We start from the raw sequence: 11,589 nt of genomic DNA on the forward strand, positions 1-11,589 counted from the left end.
CCGAATCAGCCGCGGTATTCACACAGGTAGGCGGTATCGACGGCCACTTTGAGCTGGAACTTGCTGTTGGCCGGCACATTGAACTGGCTGCCGGCCTCGTAGGTTTCCCAGTCGGTGCTGTCAGGCAGCTTCACGGTCAGGGCGCCGGAGACGACGTGCATGATTTCACGTTGGGCCGTTCCGAACTCATATTCGCCCGGTGCCATGACGCCGATGGTCGCAGGGCCTTCGGCAGTGCCAAAAGCGATCGACTTGACGGTGCCGTCGAAGTACTCGTTGACTTTGAACATGGGCGATTCCTCGAAAAAGGGGCTGAAAAAGGCTGGCCAGTATGCACAAGGCTTCAACATTCGTCATCTGTCGGCCGGTAGGTGGTTGCCGCTCAACCGGGAAGTACCAGGGGCAATAACCGTGCGGTATTGCGGGCATCTTCCAGCGCACGGTGCTGTTGACCGCAGAACTGCAGGCCAGCCAGTTGCAACGCGCCGTTGAGCCCCAGTGGTCGTTCCAGCCGACGGGCCTTGGCGAAGCGTTGCTTGAGGTTCATGTGCGGTACCTGGCCGAGGACACTGTGCAATTGCTGGTGCTGCCATTCCTGAAGCAGTTGCTTGCGGTCGTAATCGCCCCAACTGACCCAGCTTTCCAGATTCGGGTGATACGGCGCCAGCCAGCGCTCGAATGCCGGCCAGACCTCGGTCAAGGGCGCGGCACCGTCGATATTGGCCTGGGTAATGTGGGTCAGTTCGCGACAGAAAGGCGTCAGCAGCGGTCGTCTCAAGGGCCGCACGAAGCGCTGGAAATGATCCACCTCGCGGCCGTCACGATTCACCAGCGTGGCGCCGATTTCGATAATTTCCATTTCGGTTACCGGCCAGCCACCTTCATCGGTGGTGGCCTCCAGATCAATCACCAGCCAGTGAGGCATCGCAGGGTTCCCGGTGTCGGCGTGCTGATGGGTTTGAGCGTAGTCAAACCCTTGGCATCCGACTAGTGGCCTGTTTCGACACGCAACAAAACCTGACGGTTTTTCACCTGATCACCCCGCATGACCTGCAATTGCCTGACCACGCCGTCGATGCCGGCCTTGAGCGGGTGCTCCATTTTCATCGCCTCAAGCACTATCAGCAGTTGGCCTTGGCGCACCGTGCTGCCTTCACTGACCAGCAGCTCGACGATGGCGCCGTCCATTGGCGCCTCGAGTGTCCCGTCGCTGGCACTGGCCTTGGCGGCGATGGGGGCGTGGGTCCGGTCTTGCAAGTGCAGGCCACCGGGGCGGGTAGACAGCCAAAGATCGTGGCCATCGAGGCGCCACCCATGCCGGCGGCGAATCCCGTCGATGACCAGCGTTGCGCCATGGAGGTCAACGTCGAGCAGTTTCAGTTCGATCAAGCGCCCTGCACTGCGGATGCTGAGCCTCCCGCCGGTTTCGGCCACCAGGCTCAGCACCCAGTCGTGCTCCCCAGCGCCGATCCGGTAGTGCAGCGCCGCGCCGATGTTGTTGTGCCATCCGCCCAGGCCAGGGGCATAGCGTGCCTGTGAGGCTTGATAAAACGCCGCCGCGGCGATGGCGAGCTGTTCGGCCGAGGGCTCAAGAGGCAGGAGCGCCGGATGATTGGCCAAGTGCTGCCCGATGAAGCCGGTGCTGAAGTCGCCGTCGATGAACTGCGGATGTGCCAGCAACGCGGCGAGCAATCGCTGGTTGCTCTGGACGCCAAGCAATACGCAATCTTCCACCGTTCGCAACAATTTGCGCCGGGCCTCCTCGCGTGTGGCGCCGTGAACGATGAGTTTGCCCAGCATCGAATCGTAGAACGGGGTGATGGCCTGGCCCTCCAACAGGCCATGGTCGACTCGCACGCCGTCCCGTATGGGCGGCTCCCAGCCGATCAGTCGACCGGTCTGGGGCAGGAAATCCGCCGCCGGGTCTTCGGCGTACAGCCGCACTTGCATGGCATGGCCGCTGAGCAACACCTGCTCCTGGCGCAGGGGTAGCGGCTTGCCGGCGGCAACGTCCAATTGCCAGGCCACCAGATCCAGGCCGGTGATCAGCTCGGTGACCGGGTGTTCGACCTGCAGGCGCGTGTTCATCTCCAGGAAGTAAAACCGGCCGTCCCCAGCGAGCAGGAACTCCACGGTGCCGGCACCGACGTAACTCACCGCGCGCCCCGCCTTGAGCGCCGCGTCGCCCATGGCCTGGCGCAGTTCGGCGGTCATGACCGGGCAGGGCGCTTCCTCGATGATTTTCTGGTGGCGACGCTGGATCGAGCAGTCGCGTTCGCCCAGGTGGATCAGTTGGCCGTGGTGGTCGCCGAAAATCTGTACTTCCACATGACGCGGATCGAGCAAGGCCTGTTCGAGGATCAACTCGTCGTTGCCGAAGCCGTGCAAAGCCTCCGAGCGCGCGCTGCGTAACTGCTCCAGCAGATCCTCGGCGCGCTGGACCAGGCGCATCCCTCGGCCTCCGCCACCGGCGCTGGCCTTGATCATCAACGGGTAGCCGATGCGCCCGGCTTCGCGCTGCAGCGTGTCATCGTCCCGGGCGGCGCCCTGGTAGCCGGTGATACAGGGAACGCCGGCTTCGATCATGGCGATTTTCGAGCGACGTTTGCTGCCCATCAGGTCGATGGCCTCGGGGCTGGGGCCGATGAACACGAGACCTGCCTCGGCGCAGGCCTTGGCGAAGCCGGCATTTTCCGAGAGCAAGCCATAGCCGGGATGGATCGCATCGGCACCGCAGCGCCGGGCTGCATCGAGAATGGCCGAAGGGTCGAGGTAGGATTGCTGCACCGGAGCCGGGCCGATCAGCACGGCTTCATCGGCCATGCGCACGTGCAGCGCGTCGGCGTCGGCTTCGCTGAATACCGCCACCGTGCGATAACCCAGGGCCTGGGTGGTGCGCTGGATCCGGCAGGCGATTTCGCCGCGGTTGGCGATGAGGATCTTGCTGAAGGTGGGCATGGTCACTCCTGGGGTTTGCGGTGGCTATCAGGGCCTCATCGCGAGCAAGCTTTGCTCCCACAGGCGAATGCACTCACCAGGCATTGTGGGAGCAAAGCTTGCTCGCGATGGCAGCCTGGCAGGCGATGTATTCATTATTTTTTCCCCGGCAAAATCCCCATGAGTTTGCAGATGATCCCCAGCATGATCTCGTCCGCACCGGCGCCAATGGACACCAGTCGCACGTCGCGATAGGCACGGGCCACCGGGTTGTCCCACATGAAGCCCATGCCGCCCCAGTATTGCAGGCAACTGTCGGTGGTTTCCCGGGCCAGGCGCCCGGCCTTGAGCTTGGCCATCGACGCCAGCCGCGTGACGTCCTGGCCGTTGATGTACTGCTCGGTGGCCTGGTAGACCAGCGCTCGCAGGCATTCGATCTCGCTGGCCAGTTCCGCCAGGCGAAAATGGATCACCTGGTTGTCGATCAGGGCCGTGCCGAAGGTCTTGCGCTCCTTGCAGTACTCGATGGTGCTGTCGATGCAATGCTCCAGGCCCTTGATCATGTTGGCCGCGCCGAACAGGCGTTCTTCCTGGAACTGCAGCATCTGCATCATGAATCCGGCCCCTTCCTGGCCGATACGATTGCGTTGCGGCACCCGCACGTCATCGAAAAACACTTGGGCGGTTTCCGAGCTGCGCATGCCGAGTTTGTCCAGGTGCTGACCGAGGCTGATGCCGGGGCTGTGCATCGGTACCATGATCAGCGATTTGTTGACGTGGGGTTTGTCATCCGAGGTGTTGGCCAGCAGGCAAATGAAATCGGCGCTTGGTGAGTTGGTGATCCACATCTTGCTGCCGTTGATGACGTAGTCGTCGCCGTCCTTGCGCGCCGTGGTCTTGAGCCCGGCGACATCGGAGCCGGCGCCGACCTCCGAGACACCGATGCAGCCCACCTGTTCGCCGCGGATGGCCGGGCGCAGGAATGCTTCGCGCAGTTCATCGGAGCCGAAGCGGGCCAGGGCAGGGGTGCACATGTCGGTTTGCACGCCGATGGACATCGGTACGCCGCCGCAATGAATGGTGCCGAATTCCTCGGCTGCGACGATCGAATAGCTGTAGTCCAGGCCCATGCCGCCGAATGCCGGTGGCTTGGAAATACCCAACAGGCCCAGCTCGCCAGCCTTGCGGAAAATCTCGTGGATGGGGAAACGCCCGGCCTTCTCCCATTCGTCGACGTAGGGGTTGATGTCATGCTCGACAAACTGGCGAACGGTGCGCCGCAGTGCTTCGTGTTCCTGGGTGAAGATCATTTTTATTGTTCTCCTGTGAGTCGTGGAGCGTCCTCAGAAACGGGCCACGCCGAAGCTGTTGGCTTGCAGTGGCCGGTGCTCGGCCTCGTGACAGATGTCCAGCAAATAGCCCAGTAGCGTGCGGGTGTCGCGCGGGTCGATGAGCCCGTCGTCCCACAGGTTGGCGCTGCCGTAGAGGGCGGTGGACTGGCTGTCGAGTTTCTGCGCAGTGGTCTGTTCGAGCAGGTCCAGCATCTTCGGGTCCGGGGTCAGGCCGTTTTTGAGCTGGGTAGCTTCGGTGACCATGCGCAGCACCTTGCCGGCCTGGGCACCACCCATCACGGCGGTGCGGCTGTTGGGCCAGGCGAAGATGAAGCGCGGGTCGAGCCCGCGACCGCACATGGCGTAATTGCCGGCGCCATAGGAGCCGCCCACCACGACGGTCAGCTTGGGCACCCGGGCATTGGCCACGGCCTGGATCATCTTGGCACCGTGCTTGATCACCCCCTGGCGTTCCGACTCGGTGCCGACCATGAACCCGGTGGTGTTGTGCAAAAACAGCAACGGCGTGCGGCTCTGGTCGCACAACTGGATGAACTGTGCGGCCTTGCTCGCGCCCTGGGGCGTGATCGGTCCGTTGTTGCCGATCAGGCCGCAGGCATGACCGCGAATGTGCAGGTGGCCGCAGATGGTCTGTGGATCGAATTCGCCTTTGAATTCGAGGAAATTCGAGCCGTCGGCAATGCGCGCGATGATTTCCCGCACGTCGTAGGGCTTCTTCGGGTCGTCGGGGATCAATCCCAGCAGTTCTTCGGCTGGATACCGTGGCTCCGCCCAGCGTGGTTCGGACTGTGGCGGCAGTTGCCTGTTCCAGGGCAGCATGCCGAGGATTTCCCGGGCCAGGCGGATGCCGTCGGCGTCGTTCTCGGCCAGGTATTCGGCGGTGCCCGCCACTTGCGCATGCATTTGTGCGCCGCCCAGTTCTTCCTCGGTGGCGACTTCGCCGGTCGCGGCCTTGAGCAATGGCGGCCCGGCCAGGAACAGTCGCGCCTTGTCGCGCACCACCACCACGTAATCCGACAGACCCGGCTGATAGGCACCGCCCGCGGTGGCCGAGCCATGCACCACGGTGATCTGCGGCAAGCCCATGGCCGACATCCGCGCCTGATTGGCGAAGCAGCGCGCGCCTTCGACGAAAATCTGCGCGGCGTAATTGAGATTGGCACCGCCACTTTCGGCGAGGGTAATGACCGGCAGTTTGTTTTCCATGGCGATCTGTTGCAGGCGCAGGGTCTTGTACAGGCCACTGGGGGAAATGGTGCCGCCCTTGATCGCGCTGTTGTTGGCCACCACCAGCACCCGCACCCCGGACACGTAGCCGATCCCGGCGATCAGGCCGCCGCCGGCCTGGCTGCCATCCTTGTCGTCATGAAGTTTGTAGCCGGCCAGGCTCGCCAGCTCGAGGAACGGGGCGCCGGGGTCGAGCAGCAGGTTCAGGCGTTGGCGCGGCAACAGTTGACCGCGCTGGTCGAACTTGCCCTGGGCCTGGGTGGCTTTGTCCACCACGGCCTGTTCGAGCTGGCGCAACTGTTCGACGCCGGCCAGCATCGCCGCGTGGTTGCGCGCGAAGTCAGCGCTGTGGGGATCCAGGTGCGATTCGATGACCGGCATGCAGCCTCCTTTCAAACGGATTAGCGCAGAACCCTGTGGCGAGGGGATTTATCCCCGCTGGGGCGCGAAGCGGCCCTAAATGCGTGCAATGGTTTGAGTTGACTGTTTTGGGGGCTGCTGCGCAGCCCAGCGGGGATAAATCCCCTCGCCACAGATTCAATTCAACCTGCTCATCATGTGTGACTGACATGGGCCATGGCGACCATCCCTTAGTTGACCCGGTCTGCAATGTGCTGCGGCACCGGTATCTGGATCTCCAGCAACTGCTGGGCGAACGCCTTGCCCTGGGGATCGATGCGCAGGCTGGCGACACCGCCGCCACCAAGGGCGTTTTCCAGCAGGAAATTCAAACTGTGAGTGCCCGGCAGGTACCAGCGTTCGACTCGGCCCAATCGCGGGTCGAGCACGTGGCTCATCCAGTCGACCAGCACCTGTGGCGTCAGCGCTTCGGCGATCCAGGGCAGGTATTCGGGCTTGCGGGCGATCACGCCAATGTTGCTGTGGTTGCCCTTGTCGCCGGAGCGCGCCACCGCCAGTTTGACCAGCGGCACGCTGGCATCGGCCCGGCCCTGGGGTTTGGGCAGGTCCGGGGCGACTGGCAGGTCGGCGGTGTCCAGTGGTTCGAAAGTGGGCAGGGGACAAGGGTGGCGTTGGCCGTCGATTTCGATTTCAGGCTGGCAATTGGCTTTATCGATGAGGAACGAGAACAGGCGAATCAACGGGGACACCGTCGGCCGGCCGCCGACCAGGCCGGTCAGCCCTGGCGCCATGCCGGTGGCGGCTTGGGCGATTTCCCTGGAAAACAGCGTCAGTGGCTGCTTGTCCGGGTGCCGTACCGCCAGCTTGATGACGATCTCACGGCTGTCCCGGCGCCGACCGTGCTGACCGTAAGTGGCTTCGCTGCCCAGCAGTTCGACATTCACTTCGCTGTAGGGCGCCCAGCCACGCTGATCGAACATTTGCGAAGTCTTGTTGATGATCGCCTGACTGACTCGGCCAGCCTTGGTCACCGCATCGATGCCGGCGATCAGGCAGGTGGCGGTGCAGCGCCAGCCGTCCGGCCAGGTGGCGCAAACCTTGTACTGGTCGGTGGGTGGCAGGCCCTTGGCCCCGTGGACCCGTACGGCGTGCCTGCCTTGCTGGACCAACCTGACCTGGCTGAAATCACAGATCACGTCCGGCAGAAGATAGCCTTGCGGGTCGCCGATTTCGTAAAGCAACTGCTCAGCAACGGTCAACGGCGTGATCAACCCGCCGCTGCCTTCGGCCTTGGTGACCAGGAACTGGCCGTCGGCGATGACCTCGACGATGGGAAAGCCGATGTGTTCGTAATCCGGTACGTCCTGCCAGTCGGTGAAGTTGCCGCCCGTGCACTGGGCGCCGCATTCGATCAGATGCCCGGCCAGCGCGGCCTGGGCCAATCTGTCGTAATCGTGCCAGGCCCAGCCGAACTCATGTATCAGGGCGGCGCTGACCACGGCGCTGTCCACCACGCGACCGGTGATCACGACATCGGCCCCCAGGCGCAACGCTTCGACGATGCCGGGCGCGCCGAGGTAGGCGTTGATGGAGACGCACGCCGATGGCAGGGACTCGCCACTGAACATTTCACGGATGCCCTGGGTGGCGAGTTGTTCGAATTGCGGTTGCAGGTCATCGCCCAGCAGCACGGCGATCTTCAACGGCACGCCCGCCTGGTCGCTGGCCGCTTGCAGGGCCTTCGCACAGGCTTGGGGGTTGACCCCGCCGGCGTTGCTGATGACGCGGATCCCATCGGCATGCAAACGCTGCAGCAGCGGTGTGAGGACCTCGATGAAGTCCGTGGCATAGCCGCTCAGCGGGTCCTTCAGGCGCGCGCCGGCCATGATCGACATCGTCACCTCGGCCAGATAGTCGAACACCAGGTAATCCAGAGCCCCGCCCTCGACCAGTTGCGCCGCCGCGGTACAGGTATCGCCCCAGAAGGCGCTGGCGCAACCGATACGGATCGTTTTTGGCATGGCGTTGCCTCCGGCAAAGGTGGATCGAGACTACCAAGCAAGCGCTTGGTCTGTAAACGACCGCGGGTTCTTCTGCCGAGCGCTTGCTTGGTTGGCTCGCTCGGCTTAAATTGCCCGCGCCACTGATGATTTGGTGTGCAATGCCCGCGCGTTGGTTGATCGACTGTAGGAGAGAATGGGTGGACGAGCAAAAAGCCCTGGGCGTGATGCGTGAGCTGGTCGACAACGGGCAACTGACCGACCCGGACAGTGCTCGCGGCAAACTGCTCCAGACCGCCGCCCACCTGTTTCGCAACAAAGGCTTCGAGCGCACCACGGTGCGTGACCTGGCCAGTGCCGTGGGCATTCAATCGGGCAGCATCTTTCACCATTTCAAGAGCAAGGATGAGATCCTGCGGGCGGTGATGGAAGAAACCATCCGCTACAACACCGCCTTGATGCGCGCCGCCCTGGCCGAGGCCGATAGCGTGCGCGAGCGGGTACTGGCGCTGATCCGCTGCGAATTGCAGTCGATCATGGGCGGCACCGGCGAGGCGATGGCGGTGCTGGTCTATGAATGGCGTTCGCTATCGGAGCAAGGGCAACGGCAGGTGTTGGCCCTGCGTGATATTTATGAAGACTTGTGGCTCGAGGTCCTGGGCCAGGCCAAGGAGGCCGGGTATATTCGCGGGGACGTGTTCATTACCCGGCGGTTCCTCACGGGAGCGCTATCCTGGACCACCACCTGGTTTCGCACCGAAGGCAGCCTGAGTCTCGATGAGCTGGCCGAGCAAGCCTTGATCCTGGTGCTTGAAGAAAAACAATAGTCGAACAGTGCCTTAAACGATCGTGTGGCTGGCTAAGTGGCTGAAACCGCCTAGCTTGATTGTATTGATGGGGACTTTTGGGGAGTGGGTTATCTTGACGTTTTCATCGATGGGGATGACCTCGCGTCTGCTGCTGGCTGCTCTGGCCGTTTTCCTGGCGTTGCCCATCGAGGCGGCGCAACTGGTGCGGATCGGCGCGGCACATTTTCCGCCTTATACCGTTCGTCCCGAGAACGGCGCCGACACGGGCCTGTTGCCGCAAATGGTGGAGGCCTTGAACCAGTCGCAAACCGACTATCAGTTCGTGCTGGTGCCGACGTCGATCCCGCGCCGGTTCAATGATTTCAAGCAGGGCCGGGTCGACATGGCGATTTTCGAAAACCCCGAATGGGGTTGGCAGGATGTGCCGCATACCTCGGTAGACATGGGCCTGGAAGATGCGGAAGTCTTCGTCTCCCAGCGCCAGGCGGATCGCCAGCAAAGTTATTTCGAAGACCTCAGGGGCAAGCGCCTGGCCCTGTTCAGCGGCTATCACTACGCCTTCGCCCAGTTCAACGCCGACCCCAAGTTCCTCGCTGGCCAATACAACGCCACGCTGACCTATTCCCACGACAGCAACTTGTTGATGGTGTTGCGAGGGCGCGCGGATATCGCCCTGGTGACCCGTTCGTACCTCAACGATTACGTGTTGCGCAATCCTGAAGTCGGCCCGCAATTGCTGGTATCGGAACGTATCGATCAGATTTACCACCATTACGCGCTGATCCGACCGCAGGCGCCCATCTCCAGTGAGGCGTTTGCACAGTTGCTGCAAAAGCTGCGGGATGACGGTCAGTTGCTGAAAATTTTCCAGCCCTACCAGATTCATCTGGTGCCCGCGCACTCCCATTGAAGGTGACACTAAATTTCCCTTCCCGGCTCACGTCCCACGTTGACTACCGACGAATACGCGAGCCCCTTCCATGTCCAACCTCAATCAGCCGACGACGCTGCCCTTGCCTGGCGGTCGTCGTCTCGGCGCCGATGAAACCGAACGCCACCTGAGCCTGATGCTCGAAGGTGCGCCGCTGATCCGGCTGCGCCTTGTGCGCGGCCCGCAGTTGCATGTGCACTTGCAGGAAGTCCATGACCGCCCGGTGGGCCCGGCGCTGTGGGCGGCCTGCTATTGGCTGTTTGCTCGCGATCCCGACTGCCAGCGCCTGACCTGGCACCTCGACGAGCGTCCTGGCGAAGCCTTGCTGAGCGGTTTGTTGACGGGCACCGAGCGCGCCGGTGAATACATTTGCGAGCGCACGATGTTCTGGCAACTGCCGCAGCCCTGGCTGGGGGAATCGTTCAACGGCAGTTACCCACAGCACATGATCATCACCGATGGCCAGCGTCATCCACGCCGGCCCATGAAGCCGCGTGGAGAGGTGTATCGGCGTTTTGATGCGCGGCTGGGGGCCTGGGTGTCCTTGCGTACCTTGGAAATCGAGCAGGACCTGGAGCGTTTCAACCGCTGGCAAAACAGCCCTCGGGTGGCGAGCTTCTGGCAGGAGGAGGGCAGCCTGGAACAGCATCGCGAGTACCTGGGCAAATTGCAGGCCGATCCCCGGGTCTTGACCCTGATCGGTTGTTTCGATGATCAACCGTTCGCTTATTTCGAAGCCTATTGGGCCAAGGAAGACCGCATCGCGCCGTTCTATGACGCCGGGAACTATGACCGCGGTATCCACATGCTGGTGGGCGAAGAGCAACACCGGGGGCCGCACAAGGTGGCGAGTTGGCTGTCGGCGCTGGTGCATTACCTGTTCCTGGACGACCCGCGCACCCAGCGCGTGGTGGCCGAGCCCCGGGCCGACAATGCCAGGATGATTGGGCACCTGCACAACCAGTGTTTCCATTGTGAAAAGGAATTCGATTTTCCCCACAAGCGCGCGGCGCTGATGATCCTGGGGCGTGAGCGGTTTTTTGATCGGTGTGGGTTGATGTGAGGTTCAGCTCGGCACAAGTGGCGGCCGTCAGGACGCTATCGCGGGCAAGCCTTGCTCCCACAGGAGCTCTATCAGGCACCTTTTTGTGAACAGGTAACCTGTGGGAGCAAGGCTTGCCCGCGATGGGGCCGGAACTGCTGCCCGCATTACCGCCGGGCGAAGGTATCCCCCCGAACCCCCGACACCTTGCGGCAATGCACCAGGGCATCGCGGATCATGAAATTCACCAGGGTCGGCGAGACGCCCAGTTCCTTGGCGATGTCCTTCTGTGGCACGCCGTGCAGGCGGTACATCTCGAAGGCATAGCGGGTGCGGCTGGGCAGTTCGGTCAGCGCGTCGGCGATGTGCTCCAGGGTGGAGAAGTTGATGTGGGAGGTTTCTGGCGAAGCACCCTGGATCACCACGTTCAACCCTTCCTCTTCCGGCCCCGAGTATTTCTGTTCCAGCGCCTGCTTGCGGTAGTGATCGATCGCCAGGTTGCGCACGATCTGGAACAGGTAGCTGAGCTGTGCCTTGAACGAGGAGGTGATCTGGGGCGCCGATTGCAGCCGGAAAAACGCGTCCTGCACTACATCTTCCGCGCGGGACCGGCAGCCGGTAATGCGCGCCGCGATCTTGACCAGAATCATTCGATTATCGACGAATGCCTGGAGTAACGGTGAGTCGCACCTGCTTGTGGATACTTGTTCCGTCATGGAATTCACCTTGCTGCAAAAAGTTAGCAGGACGGCCGGATGCCGGACCCGTCCTACACATCGACGGCCAAATTAGGCTTAATGATAATGATTGTCAATTGAGAAGAAGAATTATTGATGCAATAAAGTCCAGCCTCGGTGCCGCGACCCATTGCCGCGGCGCATGGCGGTTGGCTGCTGCGCCGCAGGCTTCGGTGAGAGGGCGCCCCGACTAA

10 protein-coding genes are annotated in these 11,589 nt (G+C 62.4%); 3 read left to right on the plus strand and 7 right to left on the minus strand.

Annotated elements, in window-relative coordinates:
• Positions 1-5: 5 nt before the first annotated feature.
• The 6 genes from PSH86_RS08805 to PSH86_RS08830 form a co-directional block, all read right to left on the minus strand.
• Positions 6-290, minus strand: a complete 285-nt coding sequence (locus PSH86_RS08805) for a pyrimidine/purine nucleoside phosphorylase (protein ID WP_109751480.1) — start codon at positions 288-290, stop codon at positions 6-8.
• A gap of 92 nt (positions 291-382) precedes the next feature.
• The gene (locus PSH86_RS08810; RefSeq protein ID WP_109751481.1) at positions 383-925 is read right to left on the minus strand and encodes an exonuclease domain-containing protein; all 543 of its coding nucleotides are present in this window, start codon (positions 923-925) and stop codon (positions 383-385) included.
• Between the two features lie 62 nt (positions 926-987).
• Positions 988-2,958 (minus strand): acetyl/propionyl/methylcrotonyl-CoA carboxylase subunit alpha, encoded by a 1,971-nt coding sequence (locus PSH86_RS08815; protein WP_305489245.1) that lies wholly within the window; start codon positions 2,956-2,958, stop codon positions 988-990.
• A 134-nt stretch (positions 2,959-3,092) separates the two neighbouring features.
• Positions 3,093-4,247 carry a citronellyl-CoA dehydrogenase gene (gene atuD / locus PSH86_RS08820; protein ID WP_109751483.1) on the minus strand — a complete coding sequence of 385 codons (1,155 nt, stop codon included), beginning with the start codon at positions 4,245-4,247 and terminating at the stop codon, positions 3,093-3,095.
• A gap of 33 nt (positions 4,248-4,280) precedes the next feature.
• Positions 4,281-5,897, minus strand: coding sequence for a geranyl-CoA carboxylase subunit beta (gene atuC / locus PSH86_RS08825; RefSeq protein WP_305489247.1), 1,617 nt, complete (start codon positions 5,895-5,897; stop codon positions 4,281-4,283).
• Between the two features lie 209 nt (positions 5,898-6,106).
• Positions 6,107-7,897, minus strand: coding sequence for an acyclic terpene utilization AtuA family protein (locus tag PSH86_RS08830; protein ID WP_305489249.1), 1,791 nt, complete (start codon positions 7,895-7,897; stop codon positions 6,107-6,109).
• Positions 7,898-8,076: 179 nt separating this feature from the next.
• Here PSH86_RS08830 and PSH86_RS08835 point away from each other — a divergent pair, with 179 nt between their 5' ends.
• The 3 genes from PSH86_RS08835 (at position 8,077) to PSH86_RS08845 (ending at position 10,679) form a co-directional block, all read left to right on the plus strand.
• The gene (locus tag PSH86_RS08835; protein WP_116831802.1) at positions 8,077-8,703 is read left to right on the plus strand and encodes a TetR/AcrR family transcriptional regulator; all 627 of its coding nucleotides are present in this window, start codon (positions 8,077-8,079) and stop codon (positions 8,701-8,703) included.
• Positions 8,704-8,818: 115 nt separating this feature from the next.
• Complete coding sequence (locus PSH86_RS08840; protein ID WP_109751487.1) at positions 8,819-9,595, plus strand: ABC transporter substrate-binding protein; 777 nt, start codon at positions 8,819-8,821, stop codon at positions 9,593-9,595.
• Between the two features lie 70 nt (positions 9,596-9,665).
• Positions 9,666-10,679, plus strand: coding sequence for a GNAT family N-acetyltransferase (locus PSH86_RS08845; protein WP_116831803.1), 1,014 nt, complete (start codon positions 9,666-9,668; stop codon positions 10,677-10,679).
• Positions 10,680-10,825: 146 nt separating this feature from the next.
• Here the strand turns inward: PSH86_RS08845 and PSH86_RS08850 are convergent, their stop codons facing one another.
• The gene (locus PSH86_RS08850) at positions 10,826-11,374 is read right to left on the minus strand and encodes an RNA polymerase factor sigma-70 (protein ID WP_025212663.1); all 549 of its coding nucleotides are present in this window, start codon (positions 11,372-11,374) and stop codon (positions 10,826-10,828) included.
• Positions 11,375-11,589: the final 215 nt, after the last annotated feature.

It is taken from the genome of Pseudomonas sp. FP2300 (assembly GCF_030687595.1).
In the GTDB taxonomy this organism is placed as follows: domain Bacteria; phylum Pseudomonadota; class Gammaproteobacteria; order Pseudomonadales; family Pseudomonadaceae; genus Aquipseudomonas; species Aquipseudomonas bijieensis.